We start from the raw sequence: 16,777 nt of genomic DNA, 5'->3' as shown, positions 1-16,777 counted from the left end.
GCGACTTACATTTTGTAGCGAGGTTAACCGTATAGGGGAGCCGTAGGGAAACCGAGTCTTAACTGGGCGTCTAGTTGCAAGGTGTAGACCCGAAACCGGGTGATCTAGCCATGGGCAGGTTGAAGGTTGAGTAACATCAACTGGAGGACCGAACCCACTAACGTTGCAAAGTTAGGGGATGACCTGTGGCTGGGGGTGAAAGGCCAATCAAACTCGGAGATAGCTGGTTCTCCCCGAAAGCTATTTAGGTAGCGCCTCGGACGAATACTACTGGGGGTAGAGCACTGTTTGGGCTAGGGGGTCATCCCGACTTACCAACCCCATGCAAACTCCGAATACCAGTAAGTACTATCCGGGAGACACACGGCGGGTGCTAACGTCCGTCGTGAAGAGGGAAACAACCCAGACCGCCGGCTAAGGTCCCAAAGTTCTGGTTAAGTGGGAAACGATGTGGGAAGGCTCAGACAGCTAGGATGTTGGCTTAGAAGCAGCCATCATTTAAAGAAAGCGTAATAGCTCACTAGTCGAGTCGGCCTGCGCGGAAGATGTAACGGGGCTCAAACCAGGCACCGAAGCCGCGGATTCACACTAAGTGTGAGTGGTAGGGGAGCGTTCTGTAAGTCTGCGAAGGTGTGTCGAGAGGCATGCTGGAGATATCAGAAGTGCGAATGCTGACGTAAGTAACGATAAAGGGGGTGAAAAGCCTCCTCGCCGGAAGACCAAGGGTTCCTGTCCAACGTTAATCGGGGCAGGGTGAGTCGACCCCTAAGGCGAGGCCGAAAGGCGTAGTCGATGGGAAGCAGGTTAATATTCCTGCACGACTTGTAATTGCGATGGGGGGACGGAGAAGGCTAGGTGGGCCAGGCGACGGTTGTCCTGGTGAAAGTGCGTAGGTGGTGTTTCTAGGCAAATCCGGAGACACAACACTGAGACACGAGACGAACGCACCACGGTGCGGAAGCCATTGATGCCCTGCTTCCAGGAAAAGCCTCTAAGCTTCAGATTACAAGTCATCGTACCCCAAACCGACACAGGTGGTCGGGTAGAGAATACCAAGGCGCTTGAGAGAACTCGGGTGAAGGAACTAGGCAAAATAGAACCGTAACTTCGGGAGAAGGTTCGCTCTTGTTGGTGAAGTCCCTTGCGGATGGAGCTGACGGGAGTCGCAGTGACCAGATGGCTGGGACTGTTTATCAAAAACACAGCACTCTGCAAACACGAAAGTGGACGTATAGGGTGTGACACCTGCCCGGTGCCGGAAGGTTAATTGATGGGGTTAGCGCAAGCGAAGCTCTTGATCGAAGCCCCGGTAAACGGCGGCCGTAACTATAACGGTCCTAAGGTAGCGAAATTCCTTGTCGGGTAAGTTCCGACCTGCACGAATGGTGTAACCATGGCCATGCTGTCTCCACCCGAGACTCAGTGAAATCGAATTCGCCGTGAAGATGCGGTGTACCCGCGGCTAGACGGAAAGACCCCGTGAACCTTTACTACAGCTTGGCACTGAACATTGAACCTACATGTGTAGGATAGGTGGGAGGCTTTGAAGGCGTGACGCCAGTTGCGCTGGAGCCGTCCTTGAAATACCACCCTTGTATGTTTGATGTTCTAACGCAGGGCCCTGAATCGGGCTCGCGGACAGTGCCTGGTGGGTAGTTTGACTGGGGCGGTCTCCTCCCAAAGAGTAACGGAGGAGCACGAAGGTTGGCTAATCCTGGTCGGACATCAGGAGGTTAGTGCAATGGCATAAGCCAGCTTAACTGCGAGACGGACAGGTCGAGCAGGTACGAAAGTAGGTCATAGTGATCCGGTGGTTCTGAATGGAAGGGCCATCGCTCAACGGATAAAAGGTACTCCGGGGATAACAGGCTGATACCGCCCAAGAGTTCATATCGACGGCGGTGTTTGGCACCTCGATGTCGGCTCATCACATCCTGGGGCTGAAGTCGGTCCCAAGGGTATGGCTGTTCGCCATTTAAAGTGGTACGCGAGCTGGGTTCAGAACGTCGTGAGACAGTTCGGTCCCTATCTGCCGTGGGCGTTGGATGATTGAAGGGAGTTGCTCCTAGTACGAGAGGACCGGAGTGAACGAACCTCTGGTGTTCGGGTTGTCACGCCAGTGGCACTGCCCGGTAGCTAAGTTCGGAATCGATAACCGCTGAAAGCATCTAAGCGGGAAGCGAGCCCTGAGATGAGTCATCCCTGACCCCTTGAGGGTCCTAAAGGGCCGTTGGAGACCACAACGTTGATAGGTGGGGTGTGTAAGCGCGGCGACGTGTTGAGCTAACCCATACTAATTACCCGTGAGGCTTAACCATACAACACCCAAGAAGTGTTTCTGGCCTTGTGACAAATACGAAACTACTTACATCAGCTTTCTTAGATTGAAGAATTTGCCTGGCGGCAATAGCGCAGTGGAACCACCTGACCCCATGCCGAACTCAGAAGTGAAACGCTGTAGCGCCGATGGTAGTGTGGCATTCGCCATGCGAGAGTAGGACACTGCCAGGCACCCAATTAAACAGCGGTGTGCAAAATCACATCACTGGCTGCGAGGATGACACCTCATAGACGCGGCAAATGATTTAGCGCAAGCTAACCGAATGCGGAGCGGTAGTTCAGTCGGTTAGAATACCGGCCTGTCACGCCGGGGGTCGCGGGTTCGAGTCCCGTCCGCTCCGCCACTAAATTGAAAGGCCTTCCCTGACGGGAAGGCCTTTTTGCTATCCGGCATTTGTGCATGGGAATCGGGAATCAAGGGACTGCAGACAGGGCTTCGCCTCGCCCACTCCTTGCCAGGCCCGTCTCTGCCCACAACCTCCTGAGCCTCGTGCCCTGCCTCTCGCTCACCTCCACTGACAAACCGCCAGAACGGGCGGTGCTTGGATGCCCCTTTGGCGCACAGTGTTCACTGGCCCGGTCTCTCGACCGGGCTTTTTCATGCCCGGTGTGGCGGTATCTGTGGACTATCTCGGTGGTGGAAAGAGGCCGGGAACCGGCGTCCGCACTCGGAAGAGGCCTGATATGCAGTAAAGAGATAAGCAAAGCGTTTTTTCTTTCTTCATGGAATATGAATAAGCGGGCATGCTGTACTCAACCCAACGATATGGAGTATCACCATGAAACTGCGAATGACCGCTTTGACCCTTCTTTCCCTGCTGGCGCTTGGCCAGGCCAATGCTGCCGAAGTGCGCCTGCTGAACGTCTCCTATGACCCGACTCGCGAGCTGTTCCAGGAGTACAACGGCGCCTTCGCCAAGGAGTGGAAGGCCAAGACCGGCGATGATGTGGTGGTGAGCCAGTCTCACGGTGGTTCAGGCAAGCAGGCACGTGCCGTGGTGGACGGGCTGGAGGCGGACGTAGTCTCCCTGGCGCTGGCCTATGACGTCGATGCCGTGGCCAAGGCGGGTCTCACTGCCAGCGACTGGGAAGGACGGCTTGCCAACAATGCCTCTCCCTATACCTCCACCATCGTCTTCCTGGTGCGCAAGGGCAACCCCAAGCAGATCAAGGATTGGGACGACCTGGTACGCAAGGATGTCGCCATCATCACCCCGAACCCCAAGACCTCCGGTGGCGCGCGCTGGAACTATCTGGCGGCCTGGGGCTATGCCCTGAAGAAGAGCGGCAGTGAAGAGGGGGCCAGGCAGTTCGTCGGCGATCTCTACAAGAACGTGAAGGTGCTGGATTCCGGTGCCCGTGGCGCCACCACCAGCTTCATCGAGCGCGGGCTCGGGGACGTGCTGCTGGCCTGGGAAAACGAAGCCTTGCTGGTACTCAATCAGCCGGGGACCAGCGACAAATTCGAACTGGTAGTGCCGTCTGTCTCCATCCTGGCGGAGCCGCCGGTCGCGGTGGTGGACAAGGTGGCCAAGAAGCACGGCACCGAAGCCGTCGCCAAGGCTTACCTCGACTACCTCTACTCCGACGAGGGGCAGCGGATCATCGCCAAGTATCACTATCGCCCGAGCAACCCGGCGATCCTGAAGGAGACGTCTGCCCAGTTCCCCACCCTGAACCTGTTCACCGTCAAGGATCTGGAAGGTGACTGGAGCAAGGCGCAGAAGAAGCACTTCGCCCAGGGCGGTCTCTTCGACCAGATTTACCAGCCGGGCGGCTAAGACAGGCCGGCCCCTGTGGCAACAGATAGGAGCACCAAGATGAACAAGATCCTTCTGGTTCCCGGTCTGCACAACAGTGGGCCGGATCACTGGCAGAGCCGCTGGCACCAGCAGTTTCCCCAGTGGCAGCGGATGGTGGGTCTGCCCTGGGACAAGCCGGACCTCACGGTCTGGAGCGCCAAGCTGGCCAGCAAGCTCAGGAGCCGGCGCAGCCGGGTCCACCTGGTGGCCCACTCCTTCGGCGCCCTGACGGCCATCGCCGCCGCCAGGCTGCAACCGGACAAGGTCTCCTCCATCCTCATAGTGGCACCAGCGGACCCGGCCCGCTTCGGCATTCCGGATGAGGCGCTGGCGGGATCCATCAAGGTGTCTGCCCAGCTGATCGCCAGCCGCAACGACCCCTGGATGAGCTTCGAGCGGGCCGAATTCTGGAGCCGGCAGTGGCAGGTGCCGCTGTTCGACGCCGGCGATGTCGGTCATATCAATGCCCAGTCCGGTCATGGGGAGTGGAGTCAGGGGCTCAACCTGCTCGGCACTCTCTACCGCCGGGCCGAGATGGTGGTGGAGCCCGCCCCCGCAGAGTGGGGCAAGCGGGCTGCACTCAGTTTTCGCTGACGGTTTGTCATCATCACAAGGAGAGTGTCGGCACGACGCCAGACAGGCTGGCCAACCTGACCCATAGTGACTGTCTCCACGGTCTTCCGGTTTCACCGCTCCGTTTTTTTAGGTCTTTTATTTATATAAAAGACCTTTTTTTATATTTATCGCTCTAAAAGCCTTGTTCCACCGTGGTTAGATAAAAAAGTGCTTAGCAAAGGCGTTATTGATGTTTGTTGTCCCTGGCCCCAGTGAGCAAAATCGCCATATCTAAAGTTATTTATAACAAATGGATGTGTTATGCGATTAAGTTCTTATTCCGTCCTGCCGGGTCTGGGGCCCACGCTGGGCTTCAGTCTGCTCTATCTGGGCATACTGGTGCTGCTGCCGCTCTCGGCGCTGGTGCTGTTCACCGTGAACCACCTGACCGCCGCCGAGTTCTGGCAGGTGATCGGCTCCCCCCGGGTGCTGGCCTCCTTCCGGCTCAGCTTCGGTGCGGCCTTCATCGCGGCGCTGCTCAACAGCCTGTTCGGCCTGATCCTGGCCTGGGTGCTGGTGCGCTACACCTTCCCCGGCCGCAGACTGGTGGATGCGCTGATCGACCTGCCCTTCGCCATGCCCACCGCCGTCTCCGGCATCGCCCTGTGCGCCATCTTCGCCCCCAACGGCTGGATCGGCCAGTGGGTCGCCCCGCTCGGCATCGAGCTGGCCTACAACCCCATCGGAGTGGTGATAGCCCTGACCTTTATCGGGCTGCCCTTCGTGGTGCGCACCCTGCAGCCCGTGCTGCGGGAGGCGGAAACCGAGCAGGAGGAGGCGGCCGCCAGCCTGGGAGCCAATCGCTGGCAGACCTTCGCCCGGGTGCTGTGGCCGACCCTGGTGCCGGCATTGCTGACCGGTTTCGCCCTGGCCTTCGCCCGGGCGGTGGGGGAGTACGGCTCCGTCATCTTTATCGCTGGCAATTTGCCCATGGTCTCCGAGATAGCGCCGCTGATGATCATGAGCCACCTGGAGGAGTATGACTACGCGGGGGCTTCCGCCATCGCCTCCGTCATGCTGCTGATCTCGTTTGTCTTGCTGTTGATCATCAACAAGTTGCAGGCCTGGAGCTGGGCCCGCATCGGAGGGAGCCGTATATGAGCGCATCCAGTGCAAGTCTCGATCTGGCCCCGGGTGCCGTCACTGTGACCCAGGTGCGCCAGCCCCCGGTCATCCGTGAGCCGGCCTGGGTCAAATGGCTGCTGATCACCATAGGTCTGGGCTGGTTTGCCGCCCTGCTGTTGCTGCCGCTGGCCACCGTCTTCATCCAGGCCCTGCGACCTGGGCTGGCCTTCTTCTGGCACGCCATCAGCGAGCCGGATGCCCTGAGCGCCCTCGGGCTGACGGCCCTGGTGACGCTCTGCGCCGTGCCCCTGAACCTGCTGTTCGGTGTGGCGGCGGCCTGGGCCATCGCCCGCTTCCGCTTCCCGGGGCGGCAACTGCTCATCACCATCATCGATCTGCCGTTCTCGGTGTCCCCCGTCATCGCCGGCCTGATGTTCGTGCTGATGTTCGGCAGCCGCGGCTGGTTCGGCGAGTGGCTCGGCGAGCACGACATCAAGATCATCTTCGCCACCCCGGGGATCATCCTCGCGACCACCTTCATCACCGTGCCCTTCGTGGTGCGCGAGCTGCTGCCCCAGATGGAAGCGCGCGGCCCGGAGGAAGAGGAGGCCGCCATCATGCTGGGGGCGAGCGGGTTGCAGATGTTCTGGCGCGTCACCCTGCCCGGCATCCGCTGGAGCCTGATGTATGGCCTGCTGCTCTGTACCGCCCGGGCGGTGGGGGAGTTCGGCGCCGTCTCCGTGGTCTCCGGCCATATTCGCGGCCAGACCAACACGCTGCCACTGCACATCGAGATCCTCTACAACGAGTACCAGACCGGTGCCGCCTTCGCGGTGGCCAGCCTGCTGGCGCTGTTCGGGATCTTCACCCTGCTGGGTGAAACCCTGCTGGCCAGGCTGCGCAGTCAGCCGACCCAGTCCCATTGATCTCGAATTAACGGTTATCAAGAGAGGCATCCATGAGCATTCAGGTGCAAGGACTCAACAAGCATTTCAATCAGTACGCGGCCCTGGCCGATATCAACCTCGACTTTCACGACGGTGAACTGGTGGCCCTGCTGGGCCCCTCCGGCTGCGGCAAGACCACCTTGCTGCGGATCATCGCCGGGCTGGAGCAGGCCGACAGCGGCAGCGTCATCATCCGCGGAGAGGATGCATCGGATCTCCACGTGCGCGATCGCAACGTCGGCTTCGTGTTCCAGCACTACGCCCTGTTCCGCCACATGACGGTGTTCGAGAACGTGGCGTTCGGCCTGAGGGTCAAGCCGCGCGCCGACCGACCGAACGAGGAGGCCATCCGCGCACGGGTCAAGGAGCTGCTGGATCTGGTGCAGCTCAGCCACGTGGCCGGACGCTATCCTACCCAGCTCTCCGGCGGCCAGCGTCAGCGGGTCGCCCTGGCCCGCGCCCTGGCGGTGCAGCCCAAGGTGCTGCTGCTGGACGAGCCCTTCGGCGCCCTCGACGCCCAGGTGCGCAAGGAGCTGCGCCGTTGGCTGCGCGAACTGCATGACGAGCTGCACGTCACCAGCCTGTTCGTGACCCACGATCAGGAGGAGGCGCTGGAGGTGGCGGATCGGGTGGTGCTGATGAACGCCGGCAAGGTGGAGCAGATAGGCACCCCGGCCGAGGTCTATGACCAGCCCGCCAGCGCCTTCGTGCACAGCTTCCTCGGCAGCGTGAACCTGTTCCGCGGCCGGGTGGCCGGGCAGGGGCTCGGCATCGGCGAGCAGCAGCTGGGGGGCCCTATCCCCTCCCACCTGGCGGAGGGGAGCGCGGCCATCGCCTATGTGCGCCCCCACGAGCTGGAGATACTGCCGGCGGACGCCCCGGGGGGCATTCGCGCCACCATCACCCGGCTGCTGCCCATGGGGCCGCGCATCCGGGTGGAGCTGCGTGGTGACGGGGAGACGGGAGGCGCCCACTACGAGGCCGAGCTGAGCAAGGAGGCCGCCCGGGCCTTCGCCCCCGGCCAGGGGGTACGTCTGGTGGCCAGGCAGGCACAGCTCTACCCCGACTACCAGATTTGAGGGCGCGCCGCCCGGCGCGGCCCCCCTTTCAGGCTTGCAACCGGGCAATGATCCCGGCAATCCATAACAAGAGGACGGTGGCCCGAGCCACCGCCACTCAGCGCAGGAGGCGATGAGGTGAACTTTCAGCAGTTGCGTATCATTCGGGAGGCGGCCCGGCGGGATTACAACCTGACCGAGGTGGCCAATGCCCTGTTTACCTCCCAGTCCGGGGTCAGCCGCCATATCCGCGAGCTGGAGGAGGAGCTGGGGCTGGCGCTCTTCATCCGCTACGGCAAGCGGCTGCTCGGCATGACGGAGCCGGGCAAGGAGCTGCTGGTGATCGCCGAGCGCATCCTGGGGGACGCCGACAACATCCGCAAGCTGGCCAGCACCTTCGCCAACCGCGACTCGGGCCGGCTGCTGGTGGCGACCACCCACACCCAGGCGCGTTACGCCCTGCCCCGGGTGGTGAAGGCGTTTCGCGAGCAGTTCCCCCTGGTGCAGCTGGAGCTGCGCCAGGGCAGCCCGGAGGAGATAGTGCGGCTGGTGCAGACCGGCGAGGTGGACATCGGCATCAGCAGCGAGCAGCTCGACAAGAGCGAAGGGGTGGTGGCCTTCCCTTACTACCGCTGGCACCACAACATAGTGGTGCCGGAGCAGCATCCCCTCACCGCCGAGCGGGATCTGACCCTGGCGGCCCTGGCCCACTGGCCCATCGTCACCTACCAGGCCGGCCTCACCGGTCGGGCACGGGTGGACGAGGCCTTTGCCGAGGCGGGCATAGTGCCGCAGATCCTGCTGACCGCCCAGGACTCCGACGTCATCAAGACCTATGTCGAGCTGGAGATGGGGGTGGGCATACTGGCGGACATGGCGTTCGACCCCCAGCGGGACAAGGGGTTGGTGCAGCTGGACGGCAGCCGGCTGTTCGCGCCGCACACCGCCTGGATCGGCCTCAAGCAGGGGCAGTTCCAGCACAACTTCACCTGGCAGTTCATCCAGCTCTGCAACCCCGAGCTGGCGCTGGCGGAGATCCAGGCCAGGGCCATGAGCAACGAGCCGCTGGTCGACTACCAGATCTGAGCGCTTTGCCGCGTCCGAAAAAACAGGGAGCCATTGGCTCCCTGTTTGCTTGTCCGCCTCTTCCCGGTTCCAGAGACAGGCTAGCGGCCGCTCTGGGGGCCCAGCATGCGATACAGGGTGCGATCCCCCTTGATCCTGTGGTGGTAGAGGGCGGCCGCCACGTGCAGCAGGACCAGCGCCGCCAGCGCCAGGCAGCCGACGCGATGGACGCCGAAGAAGAAGGCGTTGACGTCGGGGTCATCGATGGGGTTGGCGACCGGGTAGAGCCAGAACAGGGAGTAGCCCTGCTCCAGCATCAGGAAGCCACTCAGCAGCACCACACACATCAGGCTGTAGAGTAGGGCGTGAGCCAGCCGGGCGGCGGGGTGGTACCGGGTCCGCTCCTCGGGCAGGGGGGGCCGCCAGTGCCGCCAGCCCCAGCGCAGCAGGAAGAGCGGGGTGATCAGGGTCGCCATCGACATGTTCAGCTCAGACAGAAATTGAAACAGCCTTGGGTGGCTGTCGATCACCAGGTGCATCAGGTAGCCCGCCAGGGTGGCGTAGAGGATGACGGCGGCCATCAGCCAGTGCAGCAGGCGGCTCAGGGGGTCATAGTAGTCTTTCGTCATGGGATGTTTCCGAGAGGGCCACGGCGGCACGAGGCCGCGGCAGCCAGGATGACAGGCACAAAAAAGAGGCCGCTCGGGCCTCTTCTGCTTGCGGGGGATCAGTTCACCAGGGTCCAGGCATCCTGCCAGTTGGTGCCCACGCCGGGCTCATACTGGGTCGCGGTACTGGTCCAGATGGTGCACCAGCCGCTGTAGGGGTAGGGCTTGCACTGATAGATCCTGCCGTCCTTGGGCTGCAGCACCTTGGTGCCGGCCTGATAGGAGGACAAGCCTTCCGGGAAGCGGTACTGGTAGTCGCCACCGCTGGCCGGATCCTTGAACATCAGATCCAGGGTCTGCTGCAGGGGGGCGCCGCCCGCCTTGGGCTTGCCCTCTATCACCAGCTGGTGATGACCCGCGCTCAGGCCGCCGACCTCCATGGTGAAGCTCTGGCTGCTGTCCTTGATGTTGGCGCTGGTCTGGCCCTTGGCGGCGCCGCCGTGGTCATACAGGGTGTTGGTGACCGCGAGATCCCCCTCGGCCGTGACGGTGAAATTCAGGGTGACCTTGCCGTTGTCGAGCAGGTATTCGCTCTCCAGGCCGCTCACGCTGATGCTGTCGCTCACCGGGGGTTGCTGCTGCTCGAGCTGGACCTCGACCCGCTGCAGGTTGCTGCCCGCCTTCAGATAGACGGGGTTCTGGCCGTAGACCGGGTTGAACTGGCCATCGCTGCCCTGCTGGCCAGCGCGGATCTGGCTCTGCTCGGCGTTGATCCTGGCGGCCAGATCATGGGCCCAGTTGTTCTTCTGGCCCTGCTCGGCGGAGCCTATGGTCAGCACTGTCTGCAGATCGGTGCGCTCGCCGTTGGCGTCGAATACCCGGGTCCTGGCCTTGTCGCCGACCGCCAGATCGGTGGAGGGGTAGATGGTCCCGCCCTGGCTCCAGGTCAGCGGCGGCTGGGTACCGCCATCGAACTGGGCGTCGATGAGGTTGTAGAAGCTGTTGGCGGTATCGCCCACCTCCCAGACACCGAGGATGACCTGGTAGCCGGTGCGCGCCGGCAGGGTGCATTGATGGGTGACCTGCTTGGGCGGCTGCACCATGCCCCCGTCGATGACGCAGAACGGATTGAGATCGAAGGAGTCCCGGGTCAGCGGCTGATTCGGGTTCCACTCCTGCTTGGTGAGGTAGTAGCGCCAGTTGCGGGTGACGTGGTTGGCGGTGAAGGTCCAGCCGATGGCGAAGGGACCGGCCTGCACCTGGCGCTTGGTCCAGCGGTCGCTGGTCTGGGCGTTGAGCTCACCAAATTGCGGGTGGCCGGCCGAGGCGATCTGGCCGTCGGCGGGGCCGCCATTGGGGAAGCCGGACGGCGCCTCCAGGCTCTGTGGCTCCCACTGGATGGCGCCGCACTGGCTGTTGCCACCCGTCTTGCACAGATAGTTGCGCGACTCCGGCTGGCTGATGTAGCCGTGGGCGAGCACGCCGCCACTGGCCAGCAGCGCCAGCGCCGCCGCGAGGTGATTGAGTTTGATAGTTGCTGCCATACATTCCTCTGTTCGGTGATGTGGGCAGTCAAGTTGGCAGGGGGAATACCCCGTGACACACCTGAGTGTGGCAACCCCGCTATCCTGGACGTCATGTCTTTAGACCGGAGGCTTTGCGTCCTGGCCTTTCAACCAGTTTGCCAAATGACTACAAAAAGGGTCATGTGCCGCCAATGGCGACCCCTCATCATGACTATATTTTGTTAAAAAATTAAGTGTAAAAATTGACAGGTCTGTCTCATCGGAGCAGCGCAATCCGGGATGCCGTCTTTTGGGGGCTGTTCTTCGGGGCTTGGGGGAGACAGCCCGTAGCGGGCTCTCAGGGGGGGTTGATGAGGGTCTGTCCCCTGTCAGCCAGGCTGACAGGGGACGACGAGGTGCCATGTCAGTGGCGTGGCTGAGGGGTGACCCGATGTGCGGACGAGGAGCCCTGAATCGGCCGTGGCGCCAGATCCGGGGCTGTGCTGCCCAGTCTGAACAGGGCCAGGCGCTCGTCCAGACTGCGGGAGAGTCCGGCCAGCAGTTCGCTTTCCCGGGCCAGCTGGGAGGCGGCCTGGGACATCTCGAGCGCCGAGTCGTTGATGCCGCTGACGTTGCGGTTCATGTCCTCCGCCACCATGCTCTGCTGCTCCGCCGCCGTGGCGATCTGGGTCGCCATGTCGCTCACGTGCTGGATGTGGTTGACGATGAGGGAGAGATCCTGACCCGCCTTCTCGGACTGGTTGACGCTGCTCTCCGCCAGTTTCCGGCTGGCGTCCATGGCGTTGGCGGCGGTGACCGCCCGTTGCTGCAACTGGGTGATGGTGCTCTGGATCTCCTCGGTGGAGTGACGGGTCCGACTCGCCAGCTGGCGTACCTCGTCGGCCACCACGGCGAAGCCGCGTCCCTGTTCGCCGGCCCGGGCCGCCTCGATGGCGGCGTTGAGGGCCAGCAGGTTGGTCTGCTCCGAGATGGCGCTGATGACCGCCGTCACCTCGCCGATCTGCATCACCCCCTCCTTGAGCTGGTTGACCTGCAGGGTGGCCTGCTCCACCTCGGTGGCCAGCGCCTGGATGCCGTGCACGCTGGCATGGACATCCTGGTTGCCGAGCCCGGCCTCGCTGGTGGCGTCCTGGGTGTCCCGTGCCGTGTTCTCGGCGTGGCCTGCCACGTCGGAGATGGTGGTGCTCATCTCATTCATGGCGGTGGCGAGCTGGGCCAGCTGATCCCGCTGGCTGTTGACCGCCTGGTTGGTCTGCTCGGCGGAGGCGGCGATGCGCAGGGCGGCATCCGCCACGTTGCGGGCGCCCTGGCTCGCCTCCAGCAGGGCGTGGCGAATGGCATCCAGCCCCTGGTTGGTCGCGCTGGCGACGGCCCCCAGTTCATCCTTGCCGTGCACCGGGATGCTCACCACCAGATCCCCGGCGGCCACCCGGGCCATGGCCCGGTTGATCTCGGCGAGCGGGGTGACGATGGAGCGGCTGATGGCCAGGCCCAGCAGCCCCATCAGCAGGATCACCAGCAAGGTGGCCCCACCCATCAGCCGGTACTGGGACCAGATGGTGGCCTGGATGTCCTGCAGCAGCACGCCGGAGCCCAGGATCCAGCCCCAGGGCTGGTAACCGGCCACCAGCGACATCTTCTGGGCCGCCTCGCCGGAGGGGGAGAGCCACTGGTACTCCAGGCGCCCGCTGCGGCCACCCTTGCCCAGATCCACCATGCGCTGCCAGTGGGATTCGGCGGGCGTCCCGCCCATCTGCTGGCCGACCAGCTCCGGCTTGGCGGGATGCACCACCACGTGGCGGTTCTCGTCCAGCACGAACAGGTAGTTGTCCCCGTCAAAGCGCATGCTGTCGAGCATGGCCTTGGCCTGCGCCTGCGCCTGCTCCGGGGGGAGGGTGGCGGCCAGGGTCTGGATCCGGCTCATGGCCAGATCCAGCACCGCCTGCAGCCTGGCTTCCCGCTCGCTCATCAGATTGCGATGCAGGGCACTGGCCGAGATGAGCAGCAGTGCGAGGAAGCCGATCAGTGCCAGTGAGAGCAGCAGCATCAGCTTGCGACTCACGGCGATATCACCGAGCTTGAACATAGTCTTTTCCTTACTTTCCCATGCGGGTCTGGTTATGGCCGGTCTGCCGGCCGGACCTGATTGTTTTTATTGTTAACATTTATTTAACTTTCAAAGGGTTGTGATGGCTGGTTGCCAATTGGGCGTGCCGGCAACCAGTATAGCCAGCAGACAGCAACCCCTGCTTTTGGTAGCGTGATGACGCGCATCCCGTCGCACAATTTGTCCGCTCTATTTGCAAGAAGTGTGAATGAGTCGGCATCTCACCAAAAAGGAGTGGGCGCCCCCGCGGCTGCCCCATAACAAGAGGGAAGTTATGAGTTCCATTGCCAGGAATTATCTCAACCGGCTCAACGCCGACTACCTGCAGGTGCACAGGCGCAAGGAGGATCTGTTCTGGTCCACCTACATGGGCACCAGCGACGATCAGGCCGGCTTTACCGCCGCCGAGCAGGCCTACAAGGCGTTCTGCGCCGATCCGGCGCGCCTGCCGGTACTGCGTGAAATGCTGGCCCAGGCCGAGGAGGCCGAGCTCAGGCGCGGTCTGGGGGGCTGGATCGCCTTCTTCGAGTGCAATGTCATCGAGGATCCTCAGGCCGCCGCCCTGATGGACGAGCTGGTGGCCGCCGAGGCGGAGCTCTTCGCCCGTCGCAAGGGGTTGAGGCTGACGCTGCTGGACGAGCAGGGTCGCCAGGTGCCCGGCAGTCTGCCCGCCGCCAGCACGGCGCTGGCCGCCAGTAGCGACGAGGCGGTGCGCCAGAGTGCGCTCGCCATGTTCCACACCCTGGAGCAGTGGGTGGTCGGCAACGGCTTCCTCGAGGTGGTGGCCCTGCGCAACCGCTTCGCCCGGGCCATGGGCTATCGGGACTATTTCGACTACAAGGTGCACAAGAACGAGCAGATGAGCCCGGCGCAGCTGTTTGCGGTGCTGGACGACTTCATCGCCCGCACCGAGCAGCGGCTGCACCAGAGCCTGGCCGAGCTGAAGGCCGCCAAGGGGGAAGAGGCCCTGCTGCCCCACAACCTGCGCTACAGCGTTAGCGGCGACGTGACCCGCCGGCTCGACCCCTATGTGCCTTTCTCCCGGGCACTGCAGGACTGGGTTGAGAGCTTCCGCCGCCTCGGCATCCAGTACCGCGGCGCCACCCTGACCCTGGATCTGCTGACCCGGGAGGGGAAGTACGAGAACGGCTTCTGCCACGGCCCGGTGCCGAGCTTCTGGCAGGAGGGGGAGTGGGTCCCCGCCGTGGTCAACTTCACCAGCCTGGCCAACCCGGCCCAGGTGGGCAGCGGCTGGAGCGGGCTCAACACCCTGTTCCACGAGGGGGGCCATGCGGCGCACTTTGCCAACGTCACCGGCAACGCCCCCTGCTTCTCCCAGGAGTTTCCACCCACCTCCATGGCCTATGCCGAGACCCAGTCCATGTTCTGCGACAGCCTGCTGGACGACGCGGACTGGCTCAAGCGCTACGCCAGGAATGCGGCGGGTGAGCCCATCCCAGACGACCTCATCCAGGCCATGATCGCCGCGCGCCAGCCGTTTCGTGCCTTCAACGAGCGCCAGATCGCGCTGGTGGCCTACTTCGAGCGGGATCTCTACGCCATGGCAGAGAGCGAGCGCACACCCGACGCCGTGCTGGCGCTGGCTCGCCGCTGGGAACGCCAGATCCTGGGGGTGGAGAGCCCGCGCCCGCTGCTGGCCATTCCGCACCTCCTGAACCAGGAGTCGGCCTGCGCCTATCACGGCTACCTGCTGGCGCTGATGGCGGTGGAGCAGACCCGTGCCTACTTCCTCAAGCGCGACGGCTACCTCACCGACAACCCGCGCATCGGGCCGGATCTGGCCGCCCACTACTGGGGGCCGGGCAACGGCATGACCCACGACGAGACACTCAGGAGCCTGACCGGCGAGGGCTTCAGCGCCATCCCGCTGGCGACGGTGTGCAACCAGACCGTGGCCGAGGCGTGGCAGCAGGCAGAAGCCTGCATGGCGGCGGCACGCCAGCGTCCGCCGGCGGGGGAGGGCGCCCCGCTCAACGCCCATATCCGGGTGGTGCACGGGGCCGAGCTCATCGCCGACAACCGCGAGTCCGAGGCACGCATGCTGGCGGACTTCGAGGCCTGGATCCGGCGCCAGGAGGCGCCCGCCGGGCAGTCATGACGAGACGAAGCCCCGCCACTGGCGGGGCTTCGTCATTGGGGGCCCGCGTGGCGAACGGGGCTCTCGCCAGGCTGGTCACAGATATGTTTCTCCCGATATATTGAGAATTCATGGCGATCCCATATCATGGCGCTCGCTCGCCACCAGAGAGTGGCGACATTCGGATGATTTGCTAACAAGAGAGCCCTGAAGGCTCGCAGAGGGATGGAAATTGAGAGCCGTATTGCTGTGTTTGCTGGGGCTGTGGCCCGCATTGAGTTTTGCCACCCTGTCCGCCGATATGGTGGTGGTCAAGAAGTCGAGTTATAGCCTGACCCTGATGAAGGATGGCAAGGAAGTCAAACGCTACTGGGTCGCCCTGGGCCCGGCGCCCATGGGGCACAAGCAGCGGGAAGGGGATCAGCGCACGCCGGAAGGCCGCTACACCCTGGACTACAAGAAGAGCAACTCCGGCTTCTACAAGGCGATCCACATCAACTACCCGAACTTGGACGACATCAAGCGCGCCAACGAGCTGGGGGTGAACCCGGGCGGCATGATCATGATCCACGGCCAGCGCAACAGCCTGGGGGATCGCAGGGTGCAGCCGTCCAACTGGACCAATGGCTGCATCGCGGTGCTCAACCACGAGATGGACGAGATCTGGAACGCCATCGAGCCCGGTACCCCCATCATCATCGAGCCCTGATCCCGCCCTCCGACGCCCGCAGCCATGCGGGCGTTTCATTTTGCCGCAGACCATGGCGTGACAGCCAATCCCGCCCCGTGCTAGCTTTTCCGGCTCGCATTGGCAGTGACAAGGATGATCCCATGACGTCAGGAACCCGCCTCCCCGCGCCCGAGCGCACGGGGGGGCTCTGGTGGCGCGCCACCCTGGACATACTCCCGCTCTCCATCTCGGTGATCCCCTGGGGGATCCTGTGCGGCGCCCTGGCGCTGCAGGCGGGGCTGAGCCCGCTGCAGGCCCAGCTGATGTCGCTGCTGGTCTATGCGGGCGCCGCCCAGCTCTCGGCCACCACCTTGTTCGGGGCGGGCACTCCCCTGCTGCCCATCATGGGATCCACCGTGGTGATCACCTCCCAGCACCTGCTCTATGGCTTCACCTTTCGCCGCGACGTGCTGCCGCTCTCCCTGCGCTGGCGGGCCAGCCTCGCCTTCTTCCTGACCGACGAGATGTTCGCGGTGGCGCTCAAGGAGAGAGAGCGCAGCGGCACCTTCAATCCCGCCTACGCGCTCATCGCGGGCTTCGTCTTCTACCTGTTCTGGAACCTGGCGACCCTGCTCGGCATCGCCGCCGGCCAGTACATCGACGGGCTGGACAGTATGGGGCTGGACTTCGCCATCGCCGCCACCTTCATCGCCATGACCATACCCGCCATGAAGAACCTGCCCATGGTGGCGGCCACCCTGGTGAGCGGCGGCACGGCCCTCGTCACCAAGCCGCTGCTGGCGGAGATCCACATCATCGTCTCGGCCCTGGCCGGCATGGTGGTGGGCTATGTGCTGCACCGGATGAGGAGGTGAT

Annotated in this window: 12 protein-coding genes, 1 tRNA gene, 2 rRNA genes and 1 riboswitch (1 of these 16 running past the window's edge); of the genes, 12 read left to right on the top strand and 3 right to left on the bottom strand. The window is 63.3% G+C overall.

What is annotated here, in order from left to right:
* The 9 genes from R2B70_RS16725 to cbl all read left to right on the top strand — a co-directional run.
* Positions 1-2,318, top strand: a 23S ribosomal RNA gene (locus R2B70_RS16725) (it extends 571 nt beyond the left edge of the window).
* Between the two features lie 78 nt (positions 2,319-2,396).
* Positions 2,397-2,511, top strand: a 5S ribosomal RNA gene (rrf, locus tag R2B70_RS16720).
* Positions 2,512-2,607: 96 nt separating this feature from the next.
* Positions 2,608-2,684: transfer RNA gene (locus tag R2B70_RS16715), tRNA-Asp, on the top strand.
* Positions 2,685-3,119: 435 nt separating this feature from the next.
* Positions 3,120-4,121: a sulfate ABC transporter substrate-binding protein gene (locus tag R2B70_RS16710; protein WP_209794760.1), complete on the top strand. Its 1,002-nt coding sequence runs from the start codon at positions 3,120-3,122 to the stop codon at positions 4,119-4,121.
* Between the two features lie 39 nt (positions 4,122-4,160).
* Positions 4,161-4,736 carry an RBBP9/YdeN family alpha/beta hydrolase gene (locus tag R2B70_RS16705; protein WP_209794759.1) on the top strand — a complete coding sequence of 192 codons (576 nt, stop codon included), beginning with the start codon at positions 4,161-4,163 and terminating at the stop codon, positions 4,734-4,736.
* Between the two features lie 282 nt (positions 4,737-5,018).
* On the top strand, positions 5,019-5,858 hold the full coding sequence (gene cysT / locus R2B70_RS16700) for a sulfate ABC transporter permease subunit CysT (RefSeq protein WP_216991654.1): 840 nt from the start codon (positions 5,019-5,021) through the stop codon (positions 5,856-5,858).
* Positions 5,855-6,748, top strand: a complete 894-nt coding sequence (cysW, locus tag R2B70_RS16695) for a sulfate ABC transporter permease subunit CysW (RefSeq protein ID WP_219142833.1) — start codon at positions 5,855-5,857, stop codon at positions 6,746-6,748. Before cysT ends, cysW begins: the two co-directional genes overlap by 4 nt.
* A 32-nt stretch (positions 6,749-6,780) precedes the next feature.
* Positions 6,781-7,848, top strand: a complete 1,068-nt coding sequence (locus R2B70_RS16690; RefSeq protein WP_042078608.1) for a sulfate/molybdate ABC transporter ATP-binding protein — start codon at positions 6,781-6,783, stop codon at positions 7,846-7,848.
* Between the two features lie 117 nt (positions 7,849-7,965).
* A complete protein-coding gene (cbl, locus tag R2B70_RS16685; protein WP_209794757.1) occupies positions 7,966-8,913 on the top strand; it encodes an HTH-type transcriptional regulator Cbl in 948 nt (315 codons plus the stop codon).
* Between the two features lie 80 nt (positions 8,914-8,993).
* Here cbl and R2B70_RS16680 read toward each other — a convergent pair whose 3' ends face one another.
* From R2B70_RS16680 to R2B70_RS16670, 3 genes are all read right to left on the bottom strand, one after another.
* The gene (locus R2B70_RS16680; RefSeq protein WP_318162031.1) at positions 8,994-9,521 is read right to left on the bottom strand and encodes a cytochrome b; all 528 of its coding nucleotides are present in this window, start codon (positions 9,519-9,521) and stop codon (positions 8,994-8,996) included.
* 98 nt (positions 9,522-9,619) lie between these two features.
* Positions 9,620-11,044: an N-acetylglucosamine-binding protein GbpA gene (gene gbpA / locus R2B70_RS16675; protein WP_318162030.1), complete on the bottom strand. Its 1,425-nt coding sequence runs from the start codon at positions 11,042-11,044 to the stop codon at positions 9,620-9,622.
* Positions 11,045-11,110: 66 nt separating this feature from the next.
* Positions 11,111-11,196, bottom strand: a riboswitch (cyclic di-GMP riboswitch).
* 233 nt (positions 11,197-11,429) lie between these two features.
* A complete protein-coding gene (locus R2B70_RS16670) occupies positions 11,430-13,112 on the bottom strand; it encodes a methyl-accepting chemotaxis protein (protein WP_318162029.1) in 1,683 nt (560 codons plus the stop codon).
* A gap of 295 nt (positions 13,113-13,407) precedes the next feature.
* On the opposite strand from R2B70_RS16670, the gene R2B70_RS16665 reads away from it, so the two are divergent.
* The 3 genes from R2B70_RS16665 to R2B70_RS16655 all read left to right on the top strand — a co-directional run bounded on the left by R2B70_RS16665 (position 13,408) and on the right by R2B70_RS16655 (position 16,776).
* On the top strand, positions 13,408-15,252 hold the full coding sequence (locus tag R2B70_RS16665; RefSeq protein WP_209794753.1) for a M3 family metallopeptidase: 1,845 nt from the start codon (positions 13,408-13,410) through the stop codon (positions 15,250-15,252).
* Between the two features lie 211 nt (positions 15,253-15,463).
* Positions 15,464-15,940 (top strand): L,D-transpeptidase family protein, encoded by a 477-nt coding sequence (locus R2B70_RS16660; RefSeq protein ID WP_081843603.1) that lies wholly within the window; start codon positions 15,464-15,466, stop codon positions 15,938-15,940.
* A 122-nt stretch (positions 15,941-16,062) separates the two neighbouring features.
* Positions 16,063-16,776 carry an AzlC family ABC transporter permease gene (locus R2B70_RS16655; protein WP_209794752.1) on the top strand — a complete coding sequence of 238 codons (714 nt, stop codon included), beginning with the start codon at positions 16,063-16,065 and terminating at the stop codon, positions 16,774-16,776.
* Position 16,777 lies beyond the last annotated feature (1 nt).

The organism is Aeromonas sp. XH, assembly GCF_033348475.1.
GTDB lineage: Bacteria > Pseudomonadota > Gammaproteobacteria > Enterobacterales > Aeromonadaceae > Aeromonas > Aeromonas sanarellii.
Note: the sequence above shows the minus strand (reverse complement) of the source record. Positions and strands in the feature narration are given on the sequence as shown.